This is a genomic window from Pseudomonas sp. YA1, assembly GCF_058680555.1.
The window spans coordinates 19,888-45,582 of the sequence record NZ_JBZWBG010000018.1 but is presented as its reverse complement, the minus strand read 5'-3'; the positions used below and the strand labels follow the sequence as shown (position 1 = coordinate 45,582).

Sequence of the window (25,695 nt, the reverse complement as noted above, 5' to 3'; positions counted from 1 at the left end):
GGCAATAAAAAACCGGCCATTGGCCGGTTTTTTATTCGAGCAAGGCGTGCCTTAGGCGGCAGCGGTGCTGAGGGCCTTGATGTGGCCGCTCAGACGGCTCTTGTGACGAGCAGCCTTGTTCTTGTGGATGATGCCTTTGTCAGCCATGCGGTCGATCACCGGTACAGCGGCGGTGAAGGCGGCCTGGGCTTTTTCCAGGTCCTTGGCGTCGATGGCTTTCACGACGTTCTTGATGTAGGTGCGCACCATGGAGCGCAGGCTGGCGTTGTGGCTGCGACGCTTCTCAGCCTGTTTGGCGCGTTTTTTGGCGGAAGGTGTGTTGGCCACCGTCGAGCTCCTCGAAAAAAACTGGGTAAATAGCGAACAAATTAAGGCCGCGAATAATGCCGTCGCCTCCAGGGGTTGTCAAGGGGCTGCGTATGCGGCCGGAAAGATCGGCGACGGATGTCGCCTGCTTTCTTGCGGGTGATTTATTCCGGCGCGCATTCTACACTCGGCGCGCCCTTGCGGACCGCCGTTCGGCGGCGAGGGCGTACTCGCGCGATGAACCGGCCCGGCCGGTCGCGGTCTTGGACAGGATCAATTTCGACATGCCGGCAGCCCGACATCCATGAATCTTCTCAAATCATTGGCGGCGGTGAGTTCCATCACCATGCTGTCGCGGGTCCTCGGTTTCGTCCGCGATACCATCCTGGCGCGGATCTTCGGTGCCGGCCTCGCCACCGACGCCTTTTTCGTCGCCTTCAAGCTGCCCAACCTGTTGCGGCGGATCTTCGCCGAAGGGGCGTTTTCCCAGGCTTTCGTGCCGATCCTGGCAGAGTACAAGAACCAGCAGGGCGAGGAGGCGACGCGGACCTTCATCGCTTACGTTTCCGGCTTGCTCACGCTGGTGCTGGCGCTGGTCACGGCGCTCGGCATCCTCGCTGCACCCTGGGTTATCTGGGTCACCGCGCCGGGCTTCGCCGATACCCCGGAAAAGTTCGCCCTGACCACCGACCTGCTGCGGGTGACCTTTCCTTATATATTGCTGATCTCGCTGTCGTCCCTGGCCGGCGCGATCCTCAACACCTGGAACCGCTTCTCGGTGCCGGCCTTCGTGCCGACCCTGCTGAACGTCGCAATGATCGGCTTCGCGCTGTTCCTCACGCCTTATTTCGATCCGCCGGTCATGGTGCTGGGCTGGGCGGTGCTGGCCGGCGGCCTGTTGCAGCTCCTCTATCAGCTGCCGCACCTGAGGAAGATCGGCATGCTCGTGCTGCCGCGCCTGAACCTCAGGGACAGCGGCGTCTGGCGGGTGATGAAGCTGATGCTGCCGGCGATCCTGGGGGTCTCGGTGAGCCAGATCTCGCTGATCATCAACACCATCTTCGCTTCGTTCCTGGCAGCCGGTTCGGTGTCCTGGATGTACTACGCCGACCGCCTGATGGAGCTGCCTTCCGGCGTATTGGGCGTGGCGCTGGGGACGATCCTCCTGCCGATGCTGGCGAAGACCTATTCGAACAAGGATCGCCATGAGTACTCGCGCCTGCTCGACTGGGGCCTGCGCCTGTGCTTCCTGCTGGTGCTGCCGTGTTCGCTGGCCCTGGCGATCCTCGCCGAACCTCTGACCGTCTCGCTGTTCCAGTACGGCAAGTTCACCACGGTGGACGCGGCGATGACCCAGCGCGCGCTGGTCGCTTACTCCGTCGGCCTGCTCGGCATCATCCTGGTCAAGGTTCTGGCGCCGGGCTTCTATGCCCAGCAGAACATCCGTACGCCAGTGAAGATCGCGCTCTTCACCCTGGTTTCCACCCAGCTGATGAACCTGGCCTTCATCGGCCCGCTTCAGCATGCCGGCCTGGCCCTGTCCATCGGCCTGGCGGCCTGCCTGAATGCCGGGCTGCTCTACTGGCAACTGCGCAAGCAGCGTCTGTACCTGCCGCAACCGGGCTGGGCGAAGTTCCTGGTCAAGCTGGTGGTCGCGGTGCTGGTGATGTCGGCGGTGCTGCTGGCCACGATGCACTGGCTGCCGGCCTGGGAGCAGGGCGCCATGCTGGAGCGATTCCTGCGCCTCGGCCTGCTGGTGGTTGCCGGTCTCCTGGCCTATTTCGGTATGCTCGCGCTGCTGGGTTTCCGCCTGCGCGACTTTTCCCGTCGGGCGGTGCTGTGAAGCGCGTCCGGGCTGGCGGCGGGATCATGCCGTTTTGCCTGTTGTCCGGCGCCCGGTACGCGTATAATCGACCACTTTCTGAGCAATAAGCGTGCTATGCAGCTGCTTCGCGGACTACACAACCTGCAGCCCCTGGCCGGGGGCTGCGTCGCCACCATCGGTAACTTCGACGGCGTCCACCTCGGGCACCAGGCTATCCTGGCGCGTCTGCGCGAGCGCTCGCTGGAGCTGGGCGTACCCAGCTGCGTGGTGATTTTCGAGCCGCAGCCGCGCGAGTTCTTCTCCCCCGATTCGGCGCCGGTGCGTCTGACCCGCCTGCGCGAGAAACTCGAGTTGCTGCGTGGGCAGGGCGTCGACGTGGTGCTCTGCCTGGCCTTCAACCGCCGCTTGCGCGAGCTGTCGGCAGCCGAGTTCGTCCGCCAGGTCCTGGTCGATGGACTGGCGGTGCGGCACCTTGAAGTGGGCGACGATTTCCGTTTCGGCTGCGACCGCTCCGGTGACTTCGCCTTCCTGGTGAACGCCAGTCGCGAGCAGGGGTTCACCGTCGAGGCGGCCGCCACCGTCGAACTGGACGGCGTGCGGGTGAGCAGCACGCGGGTCCGCCAGGCCCTGGCCGAGGGCGACCTGCATCTCGCCGGGCGCCTTCTGGGGCGTCCCTTCAGCCTGAGCGGACGGGTCCTGCATGGACAGAAACTCGGCCGGCAACTGGGCTCGCCCACGGCCAACATTCAACTGAAACGGCGCAAGGCGCCGTTGAACGGGGTCTACCTGGTCAGTACGCTGGTCGATGGTCAGCGTTGCCAGGGGGTGGCGAACATCGGCACCCGCCCTTCGGTGAACGGCGACGGCCGTCCCCATCTGGAAGTGCACCTGCTCGATTTCGCCGGCGATCTATACGGCCGGCATCTGCAGGTGACCTTCCACCAGAAGCTGCGCGACGAGCAGCGTTTTGCCTCCCTGGAGGCACTCAAGGCGGCGATTCTCGCGGATATCGCCGCCGCCCGGGCCTACTGGCTGGGCCAACCGCTTGATTGAAGAGATCCTGAACAGGCCCTGAGATGACCGACTACAAAGCGACGCTAAACCTTCCGGAAACCGCCTTCCCAATGAAAGCCGGCCTGCCCCAGCGCGAGCCGGAAACCCTGAAGTTCTGGAACGACATCGGTCTGTACCAGAAGCTGCGGGCCATTGGCGGCGACCGTCCGAAGTTCGTCCTGCACGATGGCCCTCCGTACGCCAACGGCAGCATTCACATCGGTCACGCGGTCAACAAGATTCTCAAGGACATCATTGTCCGCTCCAAGACCCTGGCGGGCTACGACGCGCCCTATGTGCCGGGCTGGGATTGCCACGGCCTGCCCATCGAGCACAAGGTCGAGACCACCCACGGCAAGAATCTTCCGGCGGACAAGACCCGCGAACTGTGCCGCGAATACGCAGCCGAGCAGATCGAAGGGCAGAAGGCCGACTTCATCCGCCTGGGCGTGCTCGGCGAGTGGGACAACCCCTACAAGACCATGAATTTCGCCAACGAGGCGAACGAAATCCGCGCCCTCGCGGAAATGGTCAAGCAGGACTTCGTGTTCAAGGGCCTGAAGCCGGTCAACTGGTGCTTCGACTGTGGTTCGGCGCTGGCCGAGGCTGAGGTCGAGTACGCCGACAAGAAGTCGCCGACCATCGACGTCGGCTTCCCGGTGGCGGATGCTGACAAGCTGGCCGCGGCCTTCGGCCTGGCGGCCCTGGACAAGCCGGCGCAGATCGTCATCTGGACCACCACGCCCTGGACCATCCCGGCCAACCAGGCGCTGAACGTGCATCCGGAGATCGACTACGCGCTGGTCGATGCCGGCGATCGCTACCTGGTGCTGGCCGAGGCCCTGGTCGAGTCCTGCCTGGCGCGCTACCAGCGCGAGGGCAAGGTGGTCGCCACCGCCAAGGGCGAGGCGCTGGAACTGATCAACTTCCGCCATCCGTTCTACGAGCGCCTGTCGCCGGTCTACCTGGCCGACTACGTGGCCCTCGATGCCGGCACCGGTATCGTCCACTCGTCGCCGGCCTACGGCGAAGACGACTTCTATACCTGCAAGCGCTACGGGATGAGCAACGACGACATCCTCAGCCCGGTGCAGAGCAACGGCGTCTACGTCGACTCGTTGCCGTTCTTCGGCGGCCAGTTCATCTGGAAGGCCAACCCCAACGTGGTGGCCAAGCTGGAAGAGGTCGGCAGCCTGCTGGCCCACGAAACCATCAATCACAGCTACATGCACTGCTGGCGGCACAAGACGCCGCTGATCTATCGCGCCACCGCGCAGTGGTTCGTCGGCATGGACAAGCAGCCCAGGCAGGGTGCTTCCCTGCGCGAGCGAGCGCTGGAAGCCATCACCCAGACCGAATTCGTCCCGGGCTGGGGCCAGGCGCGCCTGCACGGAATGATCGCCGGGCGTCCCGACTGGTGCATCTCGCGCCAGCGCAACTGGGGCGTACCGATCCCGTTCTTCCTGCACAAGGCCAGCGGCGAACTGCATCCACGCACCGTGGAGCTGATGGAAGAGGTCGCGCAGCGAGTCGAGAAGGAAGGCATCGAAGCCTGGTTCAAGCTCGACGCCGCCGAGTTGCTCGGCGAGGAGGCCGCGCAGTACGACAAGATCAACGACACCCTGGACGTCTGGTTCGACTCCGGCACCACCCACTGGCACGTGCTGCGTGGTTCCCACCGGATCGGCCATGCCAGCGGCCCGGTCGCCGATCTCTACCTGGAAGGTTCCGACCAGCACCGCGGCTGGTTCCACTCCTCGCTGCTGACCGGCTGCGCGATCGACAACCATGCGCCGTACCGCCAGTTGCTGACCCACGGTTTCACCGTCGACGAGTCCGGCCGCAAGATGTCCAAGTCACTGGGCAATACCGTGGTGCCGCAGACCGTCATCGATACCCTGGGCGCCGACATCCTGCGCCTGTGGGTAGCCTCGACCGATTACTCGGGCGAGATCGCGGTATCCCAGCAGATTCTCCAGCGCAGCGCCGATGCCTACCGGCGGATCCGCAATACCACGCGCTTCCTGCTGTCCAACCTGAACGGTTTCGATCCGGCCACGGATCTGCTGCCGCCCCAGGAAATGCTGGCCCTGGATCGCTGGGCGGTCGATCGTGCCCTGCTCTTGCAGCGCGAGATCGAAGAGGCGTACCGCGAGTACCGCTTCTGGAACGTCTATTCCAAGGTGCACAACTTCTGCGTACAGGAGCTGGGCGGGTTCTACCTGGACATCATCAAGGACCGCCAGTACACCACCGGCGCCAACAGCGTCGCCCGGCGCTCCTGCCAGACCGCACTGTTCCACATCGCCGAGGCCCTCGTACGCTGGATCGCCCCGATCCTGGCGTTCACCGCCGAGGAAGTCTGGAAGTTCCTGCCCGGCGAGCGCGCCGAGTCGGTAATGCTCGCCACCTGGTACGACGGCCTCAGCGAACTGCCGGCCGACGTGACGCTGAATCGCCAGTACTGGGAGCAGGTCATGGCGGTGAAGGCCGCGGTCAACAAGGAGCTGGAGAACCAGCGCGCGGCCAAGGCCGTGGGCGGCAACCTGCAGGCCGAAGTCACCCTGTATGCGGAAGACGCGCTGCAGGCCCAATTGGCCAAGCTGGGCAACGAGCTACGCTTCGTCCTGATCACCTCGACCGCGACCCTGGCGCCGCTGTCGGCGGCTCCGGCCGACGCGGTGGACAGCGAAGTCGCCGGCCTCAAGCTGAAAGTGGTCAAGTCGACCCACGCCAAGTGCGGTCGTTGCTGGCACCATCGCGAGGACGTCGGTCAGCACGCTGCGCATCCTGACCTGTGTGGTCGCTGCATCGAGAACATCGAAGGCAGCGGCGAGGTTCGCCACTATGCCTGAGGTCGATCGTTTCGGGCGCTTGCCCTGGCTGTGGATCACCGTGCTGGTGTTCGTCCTCGACCAGCTCAGCAAGGCGTTCTTCCAGGCCGAACTGAGCATGTACCAGCAGATCGTGGTGATCCCCGATTTGTTCAGTTGGACCCTGGCCTACAACACCGGTGCTGCCTTCAGCTTCCTGGCCGACAGCTCGGGCTGGCAGCGCTGGCTGTTCGCCCTGATCGCCATCGTCGTCAGCGCGATCCTGGTGGTCTGGCTGAAACGCCTGAAGAAGGGCGAGACCTGGTTGGCCATCGCCCTGGCGCTGGTGCTCGGTGGCGCCCTGGGCAACCTCTACGACCGCATGGTCCTTGGCCACGTGGTGGACTTCATCCTGGTGCACTGGCAGAACCGCTGGTACTTCCCGGCGTTCAACCTGGCCGATAGCGCCATCACCGTCGGCGCCGTCATGCTGGCGCTCGACATGTTCAGATCGAAGAAATCCGGAGAAGCCGCCCATGGCTGAGTCGACCCGCATTGGCCAGGAGAGCCGCGTCACCCTGCATTTCGCCCTCAAGCTGGAGGACGGCAACGTCGTCGACAGCACCTTCGACAAGCAGCCGGCCTCGTTCAAGGTCGGCGACGGCAACCTGCTGCCGGGCTTCGAACAGGCGCTGTTCGGCTTGAAGACCGGCGACAAGCGGACCCTGACCATTCTTCCCGAGCAGGGTTTCGGCCAGCCGAATCCGCAGAACGTGCAGATCATGCCGCGCGACCAGTTCCAGGACATGGAGCTGGCCGAGGGCCTGCTGGTGATCTTCAACGACGCGGCCAAGACCGAACTGCCGGGCGTGGTCAAGGCGTTCGATGAGCAGCAGGTGACCGTCGACTTCAATCATCCGCTGGCCGGCAAGACCCTGGCCTTCGAAGTCGAGATCATCGACGTCCAGCCGGCCTGAACCGTCGGTCGCTGCGCCCTTCCCAAGCGGGGAGGGCGGTAGCAAGGTTCATTCGTCCAATCACCGCGTCGCCCACGAGACCGCCATGCAAATCAAACTCGCCAATCCCCGCGGCTTCTGCGCCGGCGTGGATCGCGCCATCGAGATCGTCAACCGTGCCCTCGATGTCTTCGGCCCGCCGATCTACGTGCGTCACGAGGTGGTGCACAACAAGTTCGTCGTGGACAACCTGCGCCAGCGCGGCGCCATCTTCGTCGAGGAACTCGATCAGGTGCCGGACAACGTCATCGTCATCTTCAGCGCCCACGGCGTTTCCCAGGCGGTCCGCAAGGAAGCCGAGGGGCGCGGCCTGAAGGTTTTCGACGCGACCTGCCCGCTGGTGACCAAGGTGCACATGGAAGTGGTGCGCTACAGCCGCGACGGCCACGAATGCGTGCTGATCGGGCATGAAGGGCACCCCGAGGTGGAAGGCACCATGGGCCAGTACGATGCCAGCAACGGCGGTGCCATCTACCTGGTGGAGGACGAGGCCGACGTCGCCGCGCTGGAGGTGCGCAAGCCCGAAGCCCTGCACTACGTGACCCAGACCACCCTGTCGATGGACGACACCTCGAAGGTCATCGATGCCCTGCGCGCCAAGTTCCCGCAGATCCAGGGGCCGCGCAAGAACGACATCTGCTATGCCACCCAGAACCGCCAGGATGCCGTGAAGGAACTGGCTGACCAGTGCGACATGGTCCTGGTGGTGGGCAGCCCCAACAGTTCCAACTCCAACCGCCTGCGCGAACTCGCCGAGCGGATGGGCACGCCGGCCTACCTGATCGACGGTGCCGAGGACATGCAACGCGGCTGGTTCGACGGTGTGCGTCGCATCGGAATCACCGCAGGCGCTTCCGCGCCGGAAGTGCTGGTGCGCGGCGTGATCGCCCAGCTACGCGAGTGGGGGGCGTCGGAGGAACAGGAACTGGACGGGCGAGAGGAGAACATTACCTTCTCGATGCCCAAGGAACTGCGGGTCAAGGCTTTGTGAACCGTGCGCAATGAATGAAAGAGCCCCTCTCGTAGAGGGGCTCTTTCGTTTCAGCGCCAGCAGTCGTTGACGGTGCTGTTGTTGCCGGTCTTGCCGGCTGCGCCGCGTTCGCCGAGCTGATTGAGGGTCAGCTTGCCGCAGGTCTTGTCGCGGGTCTGCGAGTTGATCGGCGTGGCGGTCAGGGTATAGGTGGTGCTGGTGGGCGTCGCTATGGTGAGGTTGTACAGGTTGTTCGGCGAGTTGGCCGAACTCATGCCCAGCTTGGCCACGTCCTTGGTGTAGCCGACCCCGGGGTTCTGCGAGTAGTAGCGTTCCTGGCGCGCGGCCGCGTCCGAGAGCAGCGCCTGGCCCTCGGTGCGGTTGGAGCGGATCACGTAGTTCTGGTAGCTGGGAATGGCGATGCCGAGGAGGATGCCGATCACCGCCACTACCACCACCATTTCCAGCAACGTGAAGCCCTTCTGTCTTGTCCTCATCGGGGCTGCTCCTCCCCGTCCTGGCGGGGCTGTTCTTTCTCGATCATCTCGGCCAGCTCCTGTTCGCTCATCTGTTTGTGAATGTAGATATCGGTGATGGTGGACCACGGCTGGCTGACGGTGCCAGAGTAGGACACCACGGAGCCCGGCTTGACCTGGAACAGGCTGGGCATGCCGTTCCTGACGGTGCTGTTGGGAAGGCGGTAGAGCCGGTGGTCGATGTCCACCAGGTTCTTCTCGACCTGGACTTCGAAGACCACGCCGGCGCCTTCGAAGGTCTGGGGTTCTTCGGCCCAGCAGTGACCGGGGACGGCCAGGGCCAGCAGCAGGGACAGCGCTTTCATATCAGTTCTTTCCTTCGATGGGGCGCCAGTTCTGGCGGCCACGGGTGTTCGGTCCGGGGTTCACGGTCAGGCATTCGCCCGAGGAGCAGACTTCCGGATTGCCCTGTTCGTTGGTGCTCAGCGTCAAGCCTCCCAGGCCTTTCTGCTCGGTGCCGGATACCGCGACGTTCTGCTTGTTGTAGCTGTAGTCGGATTTCGAGTCCACGACGCCCTGGCGTGCCAGGTCGAACACGGTGAAGCTGGTGCGACCGCCGGTATAGGGATCGAGGCCATAGGTCCAGTTGCTGGCGCCGTCGGCACAGGGGTCATCGTTCGGGGTGATGGTTTGCAGCAGCACCACCTGGCCGATGGCGATCATGTCCTCGATCAGCATCTCGCCCTTCAGGGTGCCGTTGACCATGAAGTCCAGATACCAGCCGGACTGCTTGGTGCTGCCGTCATTGTTCAGCCAGTTGACCGGGTTCTGACTGGCGATGCGAATGGTGCGAGCGGTCGAGGCGAAGGTCGAGTCGGCCTGCAGGTCAAGGGTCTGTTGCTGCAGGTTGCCGCGCGTCAGTCGGGGTGTGCTGCCCGCGGCTTCGCCCTTGGTCTGCTGGTCCCAGATGCCGTAGAGCGTCTGGGCGCGGCTGGTATCGGCCCGGGCGTCGCTGTTCTCGAAGTACTTGCCGGTGCCGAAGATCACGATGTAGCCCTTGCGTGTCGGATGGCGAACCAGTGAGGGCGCGGCGGTGATCGCTTGCGCCGCGCCAGCGGAGTCGACCGCCGAATAGAGCGGCTGGCCACCGAAAGACACCTTGAAGCTCGAGGCCACCGCCGGGCCGTCGTTGGCTCGGCTGAACGGATCGTCCTGGTTGACCTTGCCGGCGATCAGGTCGAAGCGCCAGAGGTTGCCTTGCAGGTCGCCGGCGTAGGCGTAGTCGGCTACGCCGTCGCTGTTGTTGTCTGCCAGGCGAGGGCTGGATAGACCGTTAGGTACGCCGGTCCTGCCGGTGACTTCCAGTTTGCGGGTGATGGCCCCGGTCTCCAGATCGATGATCAGCAGCGCGGCCTTGTCGTTCAGGCTGGAATAACCGTTTCCGGTAACCACGGCCCACTTGCCGTTGTGCAGCCGGGCGACCGTGGGTTTGGGGAAGCTGTAGCCCAGGTCGGGCTCCTGGTCCACGCCGATTTCCCAGAGCAGCTTGATGTTGGCGGGGTCGGTCACGTCGAGGGCGAACAGGCCCTTGCCGCCGGCACGCAGGCTGCCGATCAGCACGGTATGCCAGGCGCCGCCGAAGAAGGCGTCGGCGACCACCGGCGAGCCGTCGACGTAGAACTGGTGGGCGCCGCCCTGGTAGCCGCGGGCGGTCAACTTGTGGAGCTTCTCGAAGACCGCGCTTGGGATGAAGGCGAAGGTCTCGTTACCGTCGGTATCGAAACCGTGCAGCATGCCGTCGTTGGCGCCGACGTATACCCGCGGGGCACGGGTTTTCTGTGCTTCTGCGAACGTGGAGTAGTTGCCGCTGGGCTCGATCGGCTGGGCCAGGTAGGTCAGGTACTGGGCCTTGCCGACCGTCGCCGGCGAAGAGTTGATGATATCGCCGAGGATCGAGTTGCGGGTGCGGAAGTTGTCGCTGTTCTCCTTGCTGCGATCGCCGCGCAGGAAGGCCACGCGGTCCTGGCCCTTGGTGTCGGCGACATCGTTGCGGTCCGGATCGCGGTTCAACTGCCGCTTCTGGTCGGCGCTGAGGCTGCCCCAGGTGAACTCCTTGAGGCCCGAGGTACCGGATCCGGCCATCATGATCTTGCGGCCAGCTCCACCGTTGGGCATCGCGTCGAGGATGCTCTGCGCGCTCCACAGCTTGGTCTGCACGGTGGCCTTGTCCTGGGTGGTCAGGCTGTAGCGGGTCAGGTCGCCAGCCCAGTTCTTGTCGCTGGCGAAGCTGGTCTGGTAGGCGAAGCGGGTCAGCTTGTCGCCAGTGTCGTCTTCCTGCAGGGACGAGCTGATGGCGGGGCGGGATGCCGGCAGGTCCTTGCCCGAAATTCGGTTGAGGATGTCCTGGAAGGCCGCGACCAGTTGGTCCGGCGAGTCGGCGCTGAAGAACTCGCCCCGGGAGTTCACTGCGGCGTGCCACAGGTCATAGACGTTGTTGCTATGGTTATTCGAAGCGTTCGGCCAGTTGAGGCGCCCGGCGGCGATTTCGTCATAGCCGCCGGAGTAGGTGGAACCCTCCCACTTCGGGCTGGTGAGGCTGGTGGTCAGGCCCAGGCCCAGGGTGTAGGTCACCATGTGTTGCCAGGTCGCCGGGTCGTTGCGCGGATTCCAGTATTCCGCCGAGGGATTGGCCTGGTCCGGGTAGGGAATGTACGGCTTGATATTGTCGTCGATATCCGGCCGGGCATCGGTGGCCCAGTAATGGAAGGCCTGGTCGGCCAGGGTATTGGACGCAGCATCCCTGTAAGGCGTCTGGCTGCTGTAGCTCTTGCCATCGGGGAGGCTACGACTCGTGCTGTCGGCATTGCCTACGCTGGCCGAGTCGTTGTTCCAGAGACCATCGGTCATCAGAATGTGATAGCTGCCACGGCAGCTGTATTCCGGCGAGGCCTGGGTACCAGGTCGATAGGCATAGGGGCCGTTGACGCCTGTCTTCTTGAGAAACTCCCCTGCTCGAGTCATGGCCTGACGCAGCGGAGTACCACCTCCGACCGACAGGTTCTCCAGCCAGTTGAAGAAGTTCACCCGATGCTGCCCGGTGAAGTCTCTCAGGTAGTTGTTGTAACAGTTACTGGAGCCACTGCCGATCAGGCACGAGGAACTGTTCAGTAGTTGCCAACTGATCCGGGCGTTTTCAGGCAGGCTGTAGAACGCCAGGTTAGCGGCGGTCTGGGTGGCCAGGGCGCGGGTACGATAGAAGGAGTACCAGTTGGCGAAGTTCTGCTGCTGGGCCGCGCCGCTGATTTCCACACGGGTGTAGCAACTCGAAGTGGTGAGGCTGCAACCGCGGCCCCCGCTGTATTGGTAGTAGAAGGCAGGAGCCCCGTACCAGTCGATGCTGGACTCGGTGCCTGCTCCCGATCCGCCCTGGTACTGCACCGTTGGCCTGTAGTCACGGGAAAGGTTTACCCGGCCTTCCTGAGTGAAACCGTTGCGCCATGCCGCGGTGAAGCTGGGCTTGGAATAGTCCTGCACCTGGATCTGGCCATTGGAAAGGGTCACCTTTTTCGGCAGCTTGTACTGGGTATTCGGATCGAAGTACATCGGGTTGTAGCTGTTCGACGCGAAATAGACGTTGTTGCGGCTGTTGACCAGGCTATCCGGTGCATAGGCATAAGCCATACTGCCCGAGTCGTCGAGCGTCACCAGCATGTTCGGGGCGACGCCCTGGATCAGCATCAGCGGCTGCTGGCTGACCGACAGGGCGGCGGCGTGGGTGGTCTGGGCGGAGAGCAGGACGGCGCCGCTGAGCGCGGCTGCCAGCGAGGTCTTGCCGATCTGGTGGAGTGCCGATTTCATGCGAGGCTCGATCAGTTGGTGTAGAGACGGGCGAGAACGGTCTGCAGGACGGTTTCGCTGTTGGTCTGGTTGCGCGCGACGCTATTGGTCTCGTAGTAGAAGGTGCCGATGCCGCGCATCAGGTTGCCGTATTCGGGGCTTTCCGCTTCGTTGACCTGGCCGCCCGAGGGAATAGGCAGGTTGTTCCACTGCACGCTGTAGAGCGTGCCCGCGGTGGTCGCGCTGGTGATGTCGCTGCCGCGGTAACTCATCCAGGTATTGGCGATGCCCTTCAGCACGCCGACCGGATTCTGGTGGGTGTCCGCCAGCTTCAGGTTCAGCGCGGCGAGGTCCAGCAGGCAGGGGCGGGCCACGTTGTCGGCCCTACAACCGGTGCCGGGCTCCGGCGGACGCAGGGTGTTGACGAAGCGCCGCTCGCCTTCGCGGAGTCCGGACTCGGCGGCGTTCTGCAAGCGAGTCTGTTCGATGACGTTGCCGGTGATGCGGCTTTCCAGTACCACTTCGCGCATGCTCGAGACCGCCAGCAGGGTGACGATCACCAGGATCGCCAGGGCGATGACCAGCGTGGCGCCGCGCTGTTGTGCAGGGAAGTTGTTCATGGCACGAGATTCCTGAGTGTCTGGCTGCCCTTGGCGATCTGGTAGAGGCGGTCCTTGTCGTTGCCTTGCAGGCTGGTCTTGGACGAGGGGTAGAGCGTGATCCAGTCGTCCAGGGTCTTGCTGTCGCCCTGGCGCAGGTTCTTGTCGCTGGCCATCAGCGCGGAGTAGCGCAGGGCACGCACCGGACGGTCGGCGATGTTGGCTTGTTCGACGAAGCTTTCCACTTCGCGTTTGCCGGCCATGGTCGGGCCGACGCCGTACTCGAGCTTGAAGTCGACCAGGCCGCTGACGATCTCCTGGCCTTTTTCCTTGATTGTCTGCGCGGAGCAGGCGAGGCTGCCGGGGACATCGGCGGTCGCGGGAACGAACAGAACGCGTGCGGTGATGGCCTGGGCGGTAGCGAATGGATCGCTGGGGGTGGTGATCGAGTTGCCTTCGCAGTCGTAGGCTTCGCCTGGCGCCGGTTGATAGCGGTAGCAGAATCCGCTCTGGCCGGCCTTGACCACGGCGGGCACCAGGGTCGAGCCGGCTTTGAATGCCTCGCAATAGGCGTTTTTCTGCTGCGCCGGGAAGGCAAACTCGTTGGGGTCGTCCGCACGTCGACGGAAACCCACCTTGGCCAGTTGCTGGTCCAGGAACATCATGGCGAAGCGTCCGTTTTCCTGGTTGCCTGCCTGGCCTTGCTGGAACAGGTAGTTGCGCTTGTTGTCCAGGTAGATCTGGGTAATCCCGAGAATCAGGAAGCTGCTGATGGCGAGGGCCACCAGTAGTTCGATCATGGACAGGCCCGATTGCCGTCGGGAGCGGTTGTTCATGCTCATGGCTCGACCCTGAGGGTGTAGTAGCAGAGGGAGGTGTCGGCGCTGCTGTCGGCGGCGTTGACGCAGGCGCCTTGCTTGCCGCGCCAGGCCAGGCGGATTTCCAGCATGGAGCCCTTGCCGTCGCAGTCGCCCGGCTTCGAGCTGCGGCAGATGTAGTAGTCGCTCTTCAGCAGGTCGCCAGCGCCTGGCAGTTCGTTCTTCACCTGTTCCGCCCAGCATCCCAGGCGGTCCTTGATCGCGTCGGGCAATGGCGTGCAGGAGGACGGCGCGGTGGGGAACGCCGACCCCTTGGCCTTGAAGAAGTCGGATTGCGTGGCCATCTGGTCCTTGACGTCGTACAGCGCCTTCGGGCTCGCCCGCATGCTTTCCAGCAGGTTGCTGCCGAGCATGGCTGCCTTGTTGCGCTCGACCGAGTCGGCGGTGTACTGGATGGTCTTGCCCTGCATGGCGATCATGCCCAGCACGCCGATGCTGATCAGCAGCAGGGCGACCAGCACTTCGATCATGCTGAAGCCGGATTGGTACAGCGGCTTGTGCCGCGATTTCAATAGCATGACTGAGGCGCCTTGGAGGAAGGTTCGAGTTGGATCCGGCCGGCCTGGCTGATGCTCAGCACGCGGCCGCCGTCGGTCTTGCCGTTCTGGCAGATGGCGAAGGTTCGTTCCGTTGGCGGTACGAGGGTACCGTTGGCCGTGAAGGTCAGATGTTCCACGGCGCTCTTTTCCTTCGCTGTCAGCGTGGCGGCACGGAAGCCGTCGTGTTTGCGCAGGGGCGCGGCGATCGAGCCGGAGGCCAGGACACCTATGCTCAGGCCCTTGCCCCAGTCCTTGTCCTTCAGCGCCTGGATGCTGATCGCGCGCCTCTGGGACACGGCTTCGCTGCGAGCGTACTGCAGCATCGCATTGAGTTCCTCGGCGGCGCTCTGCAGTTCGTTGCGTTCTGTCAGCTGCTTGAAGCTCGGAATGGCGAAGCTCGCCATGATGGCCAGCAGGACGACGATGATCAGCAACTCGATCAGGGTGAAGCCGGTCGAGTTGGAACGATATGACATGCGGTTGCTCCAGGGGGTCTACGCCTGGAAAGCATGCCAAACGGGCCTGGGAGCGTCTTGCGGTCGTTGACGGTCGGCCCGTGGGGCAGGACAACTGGTCCATGATCATCCGGAAGTGCTGCATAGCTCACGTTTCTCCCGGTTCTCCCTGGCGCTCGCGGTACGGAGCCGGCCCTGCCGGTTGAGGATCAGTTGCCAGGCAACGGTATGCCTTCCGCAGAGCAGAAACCGCCCGTTGTGAATGTTGAGCTGGCCGCTGGGGAGGAACCTGAGGTGGTTCGAACGGTTCCAGCGGAGCCTTTCCTTCTTTGCAAGCGCGCGTCCCACGAGAAGCCGTTCCCCACCGTCTTCCGCAAGCAGCCAGCCCTCTCCCCAGTCGCTGCCGCAGTGACGGCCATCGGTCGACGGACAGAGCGTCACCGCGCGCTGGTAGGCGACGGCATGCGCTCTGCCCAGCTGGATGCTCGCACTCAGTTCGTGCAACACGCTTCGCTGGCGATTGCCGTCCAGCCAGGCTGCCATCCCGGGCAGCGCGAGGCTTCCCAGTATCCCCAGCAGAGCCAGCGCAAACAGCAGCTCGGTGAGCGTGAACGCTCTCTGCGACCTTTCGACCATGGCAGGCGGTCCTTTTGCTCGTATCATTCCGCGATGGTCGTATCTCGCCGGACTTTCCCCGTTGCCTCAATCAGCAGCGGGATGAGGCGTATGACCGACTTTTCTGCAACCCCTGTGTGATCGTGGAGGCCCTGGTGTCGGAAAGAGTTGTGGTAGTGGGCGCTGGCGTCATCGGCCTGTTGACCGCCCGGGAGCTGGCGCTTGCCGGACTGCGGGTGACCCTGGTGGAGCGGGGCGAGAGTGGGCGTGAGGCATCCTGGGCGGGAGGCGGGATCGTCTCGCCGCTCTATCCGTGGCGTTACAGCCCGGCGGTGACCGCCCTGGCGCACTGGTCGCAGGACTTCTACCCGGCCCTGGGGCAGCGTTTGCTCGACGAGACCGGGCTCGATCCCGAGGTCCATACCGTTGGCCTGTACTGGCTGGACCTGGACGACCAGACCGAGGCACTGCAGTGGGCACGCAACCACACCCGGCCGTTGAAGGAAGTGCCGATCGAGGAGGCCTACGCGGCGGTGCCCGGGCTGGGCGCAGGCTTCCAGCGGGCGGTCTACATGTCGGGCGTGGCCAATGTGCGCAATCCTCGCCTGGCGCGCTCATTGCGGGCATCCCTGCAACAATTCGCCAATCTCGAGTTGCATGAACAGACGGAGGTGCGCGGCTGGTTGCGCGACGGCGATCGAGTGGTCGGCGTGGCGACCTCGCGTGGCGAGATCCGTGGCGACAAGGTGCTGCTGGCGGCGGGCGCCTGGAGCGGCGAGTTGTTGAAGCCGCTTGGCCTGGAACTGCCCGTGGTGCCGGTGAAAGGGCAGATGATCCTCTACAAGTGCGCGGCGGATTTCCTGCCGCGCATGGTGCTGGCCAAGGGGCGCTACGCGATTCCGCGGCGCGACGGCCACATCCTGATTGGCAGCACCTTGGAACATTCGGGCTTCGACAAGACGCCGACCGACGAGGCGCTGGAAAGCCTCAGGGCGTCTGCGGCAGAACTGTTGCCGGACCTGGCGGACATGCAGCCGGTGGCCCACTGGGCAGGGTTGCGCCCGGGCTCTCCCGAAGGCATCCCCTATATCGGTCCGGTGCCTGGCTTCGACGGGCTCTGGCTGAATACCGGGCACTACCGCAACGGGCTGGTCCTGGCGCCGGCGTCGTGCCGTCTGCTGGCGGATCTCATGAGCGGGCGGGAACCGATCATCGACCCGGCCCCCTACGCCCCGGCTGGTCGCCTCTGAGGAGCGAAAACCAAAAGGCCTGTCTTCGGACAGGCCTTTTCATTTTCAGTCGATGCCCAGCTTTTTCAGGCGATAGCGCATCGAGCGGAACGTCAGGCCCAGGCGCTGGGCCGCGGCGGTGCGGTTCCAGCGGGTCTCCTCGAGCGCCTGCATGATCAGCTTGCGTTCGATGTCTTCCAGGTAGTCCTCGAGGTTGTCGATTTCGCTCAGGCTCGCCGCGCCTTCCTGGCTGGCACCCGGCGCATCGGCCAGGCGCAGGTCGTGAGGCTGGATCTGGTCGTCTTCGCACAGGGTGTAGGCGCGCTCCAGCATGTTTTCCAGCTCGCGGACGTTGCCCGGGAAGCGGTAGTTCTTCAGCTTTTCCTGTGCGTCGCCGGTCAGCCTGGCGGCCGGCAGGCCGGTGTCGCCGGCCAGGCGCTTGAGGATGCGTTCGGCGAGCAGCGGGATGTCCTCGCGGCGTTCGCGCAGCGGCGGTACGCGCAGCTCGATGACGTTGAGGCGGTAGTAGAGGTCCTGGCGGAAGCGCCCGGCGCCGACTTCGGCGGCGAGGTCCTTGTGGGTGGCGCAGAGGATGCGCACGTCGACGGCGACCTCCTGCTGGCCGCCGACCGCGCGCACGGCCTTTTCCTGGATCGCCCGGAGCAGTTTGACCTGCATGGCCATCGGCAGGTCGGCGACTTCGTCGAGGAACAGGGTGCCGCCGCTGGCGGCCTGGAACAGGCCCTGCTTGTCTTCGATAGCGCCAGTGAAGCTGCCTTTCTTGTGGCCGAAGAACTCGCTTTCCATCAGCTCGGAGGGAATCGCGCCGCAGTTCACCGGCACGAACGGCCGCTCGATACGTGGGCCCTGCTCGTGGATCAGGCGCGCCACCAGTTCCTTGCCGCTGCCGGACTCGCCACTGATGTAGACCGGCGCCTGGCTGCGCGCCAGCTTGCCGATCTGGTTGCGCAGGGCGCGCATCGGCGGCGACTCGCCGAGCAGGCGGTTGTCCACCGGCGCTTCCTCGGCTTCCGGGTTGCGCAAGCGCAGGGCGGTTGCCACCAGCTCCCGCAAGCGACCGAGGTCGACCGGTTTGGTGAGGAAGTCGAAGGCACCGGCCTTGAGCGCCTGGATCGCGGTATCCAGGCTGCCGTACGCGGTGATCATGGCCACCGGGGTCTGTGGATGGCGCTGCTGGATGTACTGGACCAGATCGAGGCCGCTGCCGTCCGGCAGGCGCATGTCGGTGAGGCACAGGTCGAACGGCTCGCGGGCCAGCAACTCGCGGGCTTCCTTGACGTTGCGGGCGCTGCGGGTGTCCAGTTTCATGCGGCCGAGAGTGATTTCCAGCAGTTCGCGGATATCCGGTTCATCGTCGACGATCAGGGCTTTTTGTCGGCTCATGCGTGCGGCTTCCGTCAGCTGAGTTTGCGCGGGTGGGCGAAGGTGATGCGGAAGCAGCCGCCGCCTTCCTCGCGATTGCGGTAGTCGATCCGTGCCTGGTTGCTCTCGCAGAGTTCGCGGGAGAGATAGAGGCCCAGGCCGGTGCCTTTGCTTTCTGTAGTAAAGAAGGGTTCGAACAGGTTGTTCAATTTGTCCGTCGGTACGCCGGGACCGTCGTCGATGACTTCCAGCACCGGCAGGTCGCTCTCCGGGTCGCGCGCGAGGCTCAGCCAGACCTGGCCGCGCCCGTGCGCCTGGGCGCTGTAGCGAAGACCGTTCTGCACCAGGTTGCTCAGCACCTGGTTCAACTGGTGTGGGTCCATGCGGGTCTGGATGTCGCCGGCACCGAGCTGCAGGTGCAGTTCGCTGTCGTTGCGCAGCCTGCCGGGATATTCGTCGACGAACCGCTGAAGCCACTCCTTCAGGTCGAGCTGCTGCGGTTCGGCCTGGCGGCGACGGGAGAGCTGCAGGACGTTCTCGATGACCAGGTTCATCCGCTTCGACTGGTCCTGGATGATCTGCGTCAGCCGTCGGTCCGGGGCATCCAGTTCCTCTGACTCCTGCAGCAGTTGGGCGGCGTGGCTGATCGCGCCCAGCGGGTTGCGGATCTCATGGGCGATGCCGGCGGTCAGGCGGCCGAGACCGGCCAGCTTCATCTGCTGCGCCTGCTGGGCGATCTGCGAAATGTCTTCGAGGAAGATCAGCACGTGCTGGTCGTCTTCGCGGTTGAGGCTGATAAAGCTGGGTTGCACCGTCGGGCCGTCCGGCACCACCTTGAGCGTCGGCGGACGGAGGCTGGGATTCAGGCGCCATTGCTTCATGCAGTGCATCAGCATCGGGCTGTGGCGGCCGAGGCTGGCGCCCTGCACGTCGTCCTGCCTGAGCAGGCCGAGGGCGGCCTGGTTGGCGAGGAGGATGGCCTGACGGCTATCGACCACGAGGATGCCGGTGCGCATGCGCTGCAGGATCAATGCGTTGAGTTCCTCCAGGTTGGCGACCGTCTCGGCGCGTTCTTCGGCCAGCGTTTCGGTCTGCTCCTGGCGCCGCACCAGGGCCTGGATCACCAGCGCGGCGGCGAAGCACAGGGTGCCGAGGCCGCCGGCCTGGACGTAGTGGTTGGTGGCGTCCGGACTGCTCAGGCTGAGGAAGAAGGTCAGGTAGAGCAGGCCGAGGCTGGCCGCCGCCGCGATGACCAGGCCGATGCGCCCGCGCAGCAGGATGTTGGCAATGGCCACCGCCACCACCAGCAGGCTGCCGATGCCGCTGGGCACGCCGCCACCTGCGTAGAACAGGCCGCAAAGCATCAGCACGTCGGTGAGCGCGAGGATGAAGATCGGCAGCAATTGCCGCGACGGCGGTAGGAACAGCGCGACCAGGATGTTGAAGACCAGGTAGCACCAACTGCCGACATGGAACAGTTCAGGGTGGACGAGCTTGAGGACCTGATCTTCCAGTTCGCTGGAGATCAGCAGGACCAGTACCAGGCCGATGGTCAGGCGGTACAGGTGGTACAGACGGAGGATGCGTTGCCCCTGCTCCTCGCTCAGCCGTAGCCGTTCAGCGCGCACGGTCGCCCTGGTCCTGGCGCAGGTGCGCCTGGCTGCAATACCAGCGTTGTTCGTGGGCGAGGGCGTTGGCCTGCGGCACGTGGACGCCGCAATGGGCGCAGCGGACCATCGGCGATGCGCCCGGCTCGTCCTGCGGACGTTGCTGCTGGCGCGGAGTGGGACGGGTAAAGCGACGCCAGAGCCAGAACGCGATGGCGATCAGGGCGATCCAGAACAGGAGGCGGAAAAGGCCCATGGTGATCTCGGAGGCTGGAGAAAGCTGCAGTTTAGCCAAGCCGCCGGCTCGATCCCAGCCGGGAAAGTCCAGGCTGTGCGGCGTTTGGCGCTGGGAGAGGCATGGCGGCGGGCAAAAAGAAGGGAGGCCTGCGCCTCCCTTCGGTGTTTCGTGCGATCAGTCGAAGAGACCGAAGGTCATGTAGCTCCACCAGGAGCGACCGGAGTCCTCGTCGTCATCGCTCTCCGGCTTCTCGTCGTCGGCGCTGTGATCCTGGTTTTCCGGCTTCAGTTCGGCGGGGATCTCCCGCTCGGCATCCTCGTACTGCTTGATCACGTCCTTGGCGGCCTGGGTTTCCATGTGCGGCGGCGGCTCGCCGCCTTCGATCAGGCCCAGGGTGGCCTTGGCCAGCCAGGAGCGGGTGTCGGCCTCGCTTTCGCGGGCGACGAACTCGCCATCCTTGAGGCTGGCGTTATCCGGATAGTTCAGCTTGAGGGTTTCCAGGCTGGTGCTGGCCAGGTCGTCGAGACCCAGGCGACGGTAGGCTTCGACCATGATCGCCAGGCCATCGCCGACGGCCGGGGTTTCCTGGAAGTTCTCCACCACGTAGCGACCGCGGTTGGCGGCGGCGACATAGGCCTGGCGCTTCAGGTAGTAGTGGCCGACGTGCACTTCGTAGGCCGCCAGCAGGTTGCGCAGGTACACCATGCGCGCCTTGGCGTCCGGGGCGTAGCGGCTGTTGGGGAAGCGGCTGGTGAGCTGGGCGAACTCGTTGAAGGAGTCGCGGGCGGCGCCCGGGTCGCGCTTGGTCATGTCCAGCGGCAGGAAGCGCGCCAGCAGGCCGCGGTCTTGGTCGAAGGAGGACAGGCCCTTGAGGTAGTAGGCGTAGTCGACGTTGGGGTGCTGCGGATGCAGGCGGATGAAGCGTTCGGCGGCGGCGCGGGCGGCTTCGGGCTCCATGTTCTTGTAGTTGGCGTAGATCAGCTCGAGCTGGGCCTGCTCGGCGTAGCGGCCGAAGGGATAGCGCGACTCGAGGGCTTTCAGCTTGGTGACGGCGCTGTTGTAGCTCTTGTTGTTGAGGTCGTCCTGCGCCTGCTGGTACAGCTGGCTCTCGCTCAGGTTCTCGTCGACAGTCTCCTTGTTCGAGGAGCAGGCTGCGGTGAGGGCGAGGATGGCGATCAGCAGCAGGTGTTTCACTTGCATGGCGGCTTGCGTCCCTGGGACGGTCGGCTTGGCCTCAACCGTCTGTTATGATTGGCGCCCCAGGCACCCCCTGGGACAAAGACCCCGTATTTAACCACAGCGCGTAGCCGATTCCAAAAGCCGCGCTGAGCATCGTCTCCTACTCATGTCCGATATGATTCAACGCGCGGCCGAGGTGCCGTTCGAGCTGGGTGGCCAGCGTCTCGACCAGATCGCCGCCCAGCTTTTTCCCGAACACTCCCGCTCCCGTCTGGCCGGCTGGATCAAGGACGGTCGCCTGACCGTCGACGGCGCCGTGCTGCGCCCGCGCGACATCGTCCACAGCGGCGCGCAACTGGTCCTGGAGGCCGAGCAGGAAGCCCAGGGCGAGTGGCTCGCACAGGACATCGAGCTGGAAATCGTCTACGAGGACGAGCACATCCTGGTGATCGACAAGCCCGCCGGCCTGGTGGTCCATCCGGCTGCCGGCCATCAGGACGGCACCCTGCTGAATGCCTTGCTCTACCATGTCCCGGACATCGCCAATGTGCCGCGCGCCGGGATCGTCCACCGGCTGGACAAGGACACGACCGGCCTGATGGTGGTGGCCAAGACGCTGGAGGCTCATACCAAGCTGGTGGCGCAACTGCAGGCGCGGTCGGTCAGCCGCATCTACGAGGCGATCGTGATCGGCGTGATCACCTCCGGCGGCACCATCGATGCGCCGATCGGACGGCATGGCGTGCAGCGGCAGAAGATGGCGGTGGTCGACGCCGGCAAGGTGGCGGTCAGCCATTACCGCGTGCTGGAACGCTTCCGTGCGCACACCCATACCCGGGTCAAGCTGGAGACCGGGCGTACCCACCAGATCCGCGTGCACATGAGCCATATCGGCTATCCCCTGGTCGGCGATCCGGTCTACGGTGGGCGCTTCAGGATTCCCCCGGTGGCCAGCCAGACCCTGGTCCAGACTCTTCGCGAATTCCCCCGGCAGGCGCTGCACGCGCGCTTCCTCGAACTGGATCACCCGGCCACCGGCGTGCGCATGAAGTGGGAGTCGCCGCTGCCGGAAGACTTCCTCTGGCTGCTCAGCCTGTTGCGCCAGGATCGCGAGGCGTTCGTCGGATGAACGCCTGGCTGACCCCCGACTGGCCGGCGCCGGCCCGTGTGCGGGCCTGCGTGACCACGCGCAGCGGCGGGGTCAGCCAGGCACCCTTCGACAGTCTGAACCTTGGCGCCCACGTCGACGACGATCCGCGCGCCGTGGAAGAAAACCGCCAACGCCTGACCGAGCGCCTGGAATGCCGGCCGAGCTGGTTGGAACAGGTGCACGGAGTGACGGTGGTGGAGGCCGACCCGAGCCGGGTGCCGAGGGCCGACGCCAGTTGGAGCGCGATGCCGGGCGTTGCCTGTACGATCATGACCGCCGACTGCCTGCCGGCGTTGTTCTGCGACCGCTCGGGCACCCGCGTGGCCGCGGCCCATGCCGGCTGGCGCGGGCTGGCGGCGGGCGTGCTGGAGGCGACGGTGGACAGCCTGGGCGTGCCCGGCGACGAACTGCTGGTCTGGCTGGGGCCGGCGATCGGCCCGCAGGCCTTCGAGGTCGGCGGCGAGGTCCGCGATGCATTCGTCGCTGCGCACGCCGAGGCGCGCTCGGCTTTCGTACCTAGCGCCAATCCGGGCCGCTTCATGGCCGACATCTACCGACTCGCGCGGATCCGCCTGGGCGCCCATGGCGTCACCGCCGTGCATGGCGGCGGCTTGTGCACCTTCAGCGATACCGAGCGCTTCTATTCCTACCGCCGCTCGTCGCGTACCGGCCGTTTTGCCAGCCTGGTCTGGCTCCAGGACTAGGCACGCGCAGGTTATCCGGCGGCAACTGACCGATGTCACGGCCCGGTCGCTTGAACCGCGGAAAATCGCCCTTATCTATTGAGTCATCTCGGCGGGCTTTTCTTCATCAGGAACACCCATCGTTCCGGCCCGCTCTATAGAAGGAAGGACGACCCATGCGAATAGACCGTTTGACCAGCAAGCTGCAACTGGCGCTCTCCGACGCCCAGTCCCTGGCCGTTGGCCATGACCATCCGGCCATCGAGCCGGTGCACCTGCTTTCCGCCCTGCTCGAGCAGCAAGGCGGTTCGATCAAGCCCCTGCTGATGCAGGTCGGCTTCGATATCGCCGCCCTGCGCAGCGGCCTCAACAAAGAACTCGACGCGCTGCCGAAGATCCAGAGCCCGACCGGCGACGTGAACCTGTCCCAGGATCTCGCACGCCTGCTCAACCAGGCTGACCGCCTGGCCCAGCAGAAGGGCGACCAGTTCATCTCCAGCGAGCTGGTATTGCTGGCCGCGATGGACGAGAACACCAGGCTCGGCAAGCTGCTGCTCGGCCAGGGTGTGTCGCGCAAGGCGCTGGAGAATGCCGTGGCCAACCTGCGCGGCGGCGAAGCGGTGAACGACCCGAACGTCGAGGAGTCGCGCCAGGCGCTGGACAAGTACACCGTCGACATGACCAAGCGCGCCGAGGAAGGCAAGCTCGACCCGGTGATCGGTCGCGACGACGAGATCCGCCGGACCATCCAGGTCCTGCAGCGGCGGACCAAGAACAACCCGGTGCTGATCGGCGAACCCGGCGTCGGCAAGACCGCCATCGTCGAGGGCCTGGCCCAGCGCATCATCAACGGCGAAGTGCCGGACGGCCTCAAGGACAAGCGCCTGCTGGCCCTGGACATGGGGGCGCTGATCGCCGGTGCCAAGTTCCGCGGCGAGTTCGAGGAACGCCTGAAGGCGGTCCTCAACGAACTGGGCAAGCAGGAAGGTCGGGTCATCCTGTTCATCGACGAACTGCACACCATGGTCGGCGCCGGCAAGGCGGAAGGCGCCATGGACGCCGGCAACATGCTCAAGCCGGCTCTGGCGCGCGGCGAGCTGCACTGCGTCGGTGCTACTACCCTCGACGAGTATCGCCAGTACATCGAGAAGGATGCCGCGCTGGAGCGCCGCTTCCAGAAGGTGCTGGTGGACGAGCCGAGCGAGGAAGACACCATCGCCATCCTCCGTGGCCTCAAGGAACGCTATGAAGTGCACCACGGGGTGAGCATCACCGACGGCGCGATCATCGCCGCGGCCAAGCTGTCGCACCGCTACATCACCGATCGGCAACTGCCGGACAAGGCCATCGACCTGATCGATGAGGCCGCCAGCCGCATCCGCATGGAGATCGACTCCAAGCCGGAGGAGCTGGATCGTCTCGACCGTCGCCTGATCCAGCTGAAGATCGAGCGCGAGGCGCTGAAGAAGGAAGACGACGAAGCCACCAGGAAGCGCCTGGCCAAGCTGGAGGAGGATATCGTCAAGCTCGAGCGCGAATACGCCGACCTCGAGGAGATCTGGAAGTCCGAGAAGGCCGAGGTACAGGGCTCGGCGCAGATCCAGCAGAAGATCGAGCAGGCCAAGCAGGAGATGGAGGCGGCGCGGCGCAAGGGCGACCTCGAGAGCATGGCGCGCATCCAGTACCAGACCATCCCGGACCTGGAACGCAGCCTGCAGATGGTCGACCAGCACGGCAAGACCGAGAACCAGTTGCTGCGCAACAAGGTGACCGACGAGGAAATCGCCGAGGTGGTTTCCAAGTGGACCGGTATCCCGGTGTCGAAGATGCTCGAGGGCGAGCGCGAGAAGCTGCTGCGCATGGAGCAGGAGCTGCATCGGCGAGTGATCGGCCAGGACGAGGCGGTAGTCGCCGTGTCCAACGCCGTGCGCCGTTCGCGCGCCGGCCTCGCCGATCCGAACCGGCCGAGCGGCTCGTTCCTTTTCCTCGGCCCGACCGGGGTGGGCAAGACCGAGTTGTGCAAGGCGCTTGCCGAGTTCCTCTTCGATACCGAGGAGGCGCTGGTGCGGATCGATATGTCCGAGTTCATGGAGAAACACTCGGTGGCCCGCCTGATCGGCGCGCCTCCGGGCTACGTCGGCTTCGAGGAAGGTGGCTACCTGACCGAGGCGATCCGCCGCAAGCCCTACTCGGTGGTGCTGCTGGACGAGGTGGAGAAGGCCCATCCGGATGTATTCAACATTCTCCTCCAGGTGCTCGAGGACGGACGCCTGACCGACAGTCACGGGCGTACGGTGGACTTCCGCAACACCGTGGTGGTGATGACCTCCAACCTCGGTTCGGCGCAGATCCAGGAGCTGGCCGGCGACCGCGAGGCGCAACGTGCCGCAGTGATGGACGCGGTCAATGCGCACTTCCGTCCGGAATTCATCAACCGGATCGACGAAGTGGTGGTGTTCGAGCCGCTGGCTCGCGAGCAGATCGCCGGCATCGCCGAGATCCAGCTCGGTCGCCTGCGCAAGCGCCTGGCCGAGCGCGAGCTGAGCCTGGAACTGAGCCAGGAGGCGCTGGACAAGCTGATTGCCGTCGGCTTCGACCCGGTCTATGGCGCACGCCCGCTGAAGCGGGCCATCCAGCGCTGGATCGAGAACCCGCTGGCGCAACTGATCCTGGCCGGCAAATTCGCGCCGGGTGCCAGTATCTCGGCGAAGGTGGAAGGCGACGAGATCGTCTTCGCCTGACCTCTTCGTGGACGGACAGGGAAAGCCCCGCTTCGGCGGGGCTTTTTCATGGGCGTCCGGTAGGCGCGAGAGCGCTGCCCCATGCAGTGGAAGGGCCGTTTTG

The 25,695-nt window shown here is 64.8% G+C and carries 23 protein-coding genes; 10 read left to right on the top strand and 13 right to left on the bottom strand.

What is annotated here, in order from left to right:
• Positions 1–51: 51 nt before the first annotated feature.
• Positions 52–327, bottom strand: a complete 276-nt coding sequence (gene rpsT, locus AC4OR5_RS23695) for a 30S ribosomal protein S20 (protein ID WP_003094744.1) — start codon at positions 325–327, stop codon at positions 52–54.
• 283 nt (positions 328–610) lie between these two features.
• Between rpsT and murJ the strand changes: the two genes are divergently transcribed.
• From murJ to ispH, 6 genes are all read left to right on the top strand, one after another.
• Positions 611–2,149 (top strand): murein biosynthesis integral membrane protein MurJ, encoded by a 1,539-nt coding sequence (gene murJ, locus AC4OR5_RS23690; RefSeq protein WP_023435611.1) that lies wholly within the window; start codon positions 611–613, stop codon positions 2,147–2,149.
• Between the two features lie 96 nt (positions 2,150–2,245).
• A complete protein-coding gene (ribF, locus tag AC4OR5_RS23685; RefSeq protein ID WP_003094732.1) occupies positions 2,246–3,184 on the top strand; it encodes a bifunctional riboflavin kinase/FAD synthetase in 939 nt (312 codons plus the stop codon).
• Positions 3,185–3,207: 23 nt separating this feature from the next.
• Entirely contained in the window at positions 3,208–6,039 is a 2,832-nt protein-coding gene (gene ileS, locus AC4OR5_RS23680; protein WP_003094730.1) for an isoleucine--tRNA ligase, read from the top strand.
• Positions 6,032–6,541 (top strand): signal peptidase II, encoded by a 510-nt coding sequence (gene lspA, locus AC4OR5_RS23675; protein ID WP_003094728.1) that lies wholly within the window; start codon positions 6,032–6,034, stop codon positions 6,539–6,541. Before ileS ends, lspA begins: the two co-directional genes overlap by 8 nt.
• Positions 6,534–6,974 (top strand): FKBP-type peptidyl-prolyl cis-trans isomerase, encoded by a 441-nt coding sequence (gene fkpB / locus AC4OR5_RS23670; protein WP_003094726.1) that lies wholly within the window; start codon positions 6,534–6,536, stop codon positions 6,972–6,974. Before lspA ends, fkpB begins: the two co-directional genes overlap by 8 nt.
• An 85-nt stretch (positions 6,975–7,059) precedes the next feature.
• Positions 7,060–8,004 (top strand): 4-hydroxy-3-methylbut-2-enyl diphosphate reductase, encoded by a 945-nt coding sequence (gene ispH / locus AC4OR5_RS23665; protein ID WP_003134939.1) that lies wholly within the window; start codon positions 7,060–7,062, stop codon positions 8,002–8,004.
• Between the two features lie 50 nt (positions 8,005–8,054).
• On the opposite strand, the gene pilE is transcribed toward ispH, so the two are convergent.
• The 8 genes from pilE to AC4OR5_RS23625 all read right to left on the bottom strand — a co-directional run bounded on the left by pilE (position 8,055) and on the right by AC4OR5_RS23625 (position 15,403).
• Positions 8,055–8,480 (bottom strand): type 4a pilus minor pilin PilE, encoded by a 426-nt coding sequence (gene pilE, locus AC4OR5_RS23660; protein ID WP_003094721.1) that lies wholly within the window; start codon positions 8,478–8,480, stop codon positions 8,055–8,057.
• Positions 8,477–8,824, bottom strand: a complete 348-nt coding sequence (gene pilY2 / locus AC4OR5_RS23655) for a type 4a fimbrial biogenesis protein PilY2 (protein ID WP_021264112.1) — start codon at positions 8,822–8,824, stop codon at positions 8,477–8,479. The genes pilE and pilY2 overlap by 4 nt, the downstream gene beginning before the upstream one ends.
• A gap of 1 nt (position 8,825) precedes the next feature.
• Entirely contained in the window at positions 8,826–12,317 is a 3,492-nt protein-coding gene (pilY1, locus tag AC4OR5_RS23650) for a type 4a pilus biogenesis protein PilY1 (protein ID WP_033956576.1), read from the bottom strand.
• 11 nt (positions 12,318–12,328) lie between these two features.
• Positions 12,329–12,916, bottom strand: a complete 588-nt coding sequence (pilX, locus tag AC4OR5_RS23645) for a type 4a pilus minor pilin PilX (RefSeq protein ID WP_003094700.1) — start codon at positions 12,914–12,916, stop codon at positions 12,329–12,331.
• A complete protein-coding gene (gene pilW / locus AC4OR5_RS23640; RefSeq protein ID WP_058160261.1) occupies positions 12,913–13,737 on the bottom strand; it encodes a type 4a pilus minor pilin PilW in 825 nt (274 codons plus the stop codon). Before pilW ends, pilX begins: the two co-directional genes overlap by 4 nt.
• Complete coding sequence (gene pilV / locus AC4OR5_RS23635; RefSeq protein ID WP_003094697.1) at positions 13,734–14,291, bottom strand: type 4a pilus minor pilin PilV; 558 nt, start codon at positions 14,289–14,291, stop codon at positions 13,734–13,736. Before pilV ends, pilW begins: the two co-directional genes overlap by 4 nt.
• Positions 14,282–14,788, bottom strand: a complete 507-nt coding sequence (locus AC4OR5_RS23630; protein WP_003110423.1) for a GspH/FimT family pseudopilin — start codon at positions 14,786–14,788, stop codon at positions 14,282–14,284. Before AC4OR5_RS23630 ends, pilV begins: the two co-directional genes overlap by 10 nt.
• Before the next feature lie 105 nt (positions 14,789–14,893).
• Positions 14,894–15,403 carry a GspH/FimT family pseudopilin gene (locus tag AC4OR5_RS23625; RefSeq protein ID WP_015503652.1) on the bottom strand — a complete coding sequence of 170 codons (510 nt, stop codon included), beginning with the start codon at positions 15,401–15,403 and terminating at the stop codon, positions 14,894–14,896.
• Between the two features lie 134 nt (positions 15,404–15,537).
• Here AC4OR5_RS23625 and thiO point away from each other — a divergent pair, with 134 nt between their 5' ends.
• Positions 15,538–16,632, top strand: coding sequence for a glycine oxidase ThiO (gene thiO / locus AC4OR5_RS23620; RefSeq protein WP_058160265.1), 1,095 nt, complete (start codon positions 15,538–15,540; stop codon positions 16,630–16,632).
• A gap of 45 nt (positions 16,633–16,677) precedes the next feature.
• On the opposite strand, the gene pilR is transcribed toward thiO, so the two are convergent.
• The 4 genes from pilR to AC4OR5_RS23600 form a co-directional block, all read right to left on the bottom strand.
• Positions 16,678–18,015, bottom strand: coding sequence for a two-component system response regulator PilR (gene pilR / locus AC4OR5_RS23615; protein ID WP_003094694.1), 1,338 nt, complete (start codon positions 18,013–18,015; stop codon positions 16,678–16,680).
• 14 nt (positions 18,016–18,029) lie between these two features.
• Entirely contained in the window at positions 18,030–19,622 is a 1,593-nt protein-coding gene (gene pilS / locus AC4OR5_RS23610; protein ID WP_058160260.1) for a two-component system sensor histidine kinase PilS, read from the bottom strand.
• A complete protein-coding gene (locus AC4OR5_RS23605; RefSeq protein ID WP_014603563.1) occupies positions 19,612–19,857 on the bottom strand; it encodes a PP0621 family protein in 246 nt (81 codons plus the stop codon). The genes pilS and AC4OR5_RS23605 overlap by 11 nt, the downstream gene beginning before the upstream one ends.
• Positions 19,858–20,013: 156 nt before the next feature.
• Entirely contained in the window at positions 20,014–21,039 is a 1,026-nt protein-coding gene (locus AC4OR5_RS23600; RefSeq protein WP_003102590.1) for an outer membrane protein assembly factor BamD, read from the bottom strand.
• A 145-nt stretch (positions 21,040–21,184) separates the two neighbouring features.
• On the opposite strand from AC4OR5_RS23600, the gene rluD reads away from it, so the two are divergent.
• The 3 genes from rluD (at position 21,185) to clpB (ending at position 25,592) form a co-directional block, all read left to right on the top strand.
• Positions 21,185–22,147 (top strand): 23S rRNA pseudouridine(1911/1915/1917) synthase RluD, encoded by a 963-nt coding sequence (gene rluD, locus AC4OR5_RS23595; RefSeq protein ID WP_003094686.1) that lies wholly within the window; start codon positions 21,185–21,187, stop codon positions 22,145–22,147.
• Positions 22,144–22,872 (top strand): peptidoglycan editing factor PgeF, encoded by a 729-nt coding sequence (gene pgeF / locus AC4OR5_RS23590; protein WP_023435616.1) that lies wholly within the window; start codon positions 22,144–22,146, stop codon positions 22,870–22,872. The genes rluD and pgeF overlap by 4 nt, the downstream gene beginning before the upstream one ends.
• Positions 22,873–23,027: 155 nt before the next feature.
• Positions 23,028–25,592, top strand: a complete 2,565-nt coding sequence (gene clpB, locus AC4OR5_RS23585; protein WP_003094682.1) for an ATP-dependent chaperone ClpB — start codon at positions 23,028–23,030, stop codon at positions 25,590–25,592.
• Positions 25,593–25,695: the final 103 nt, after the last annotated feature.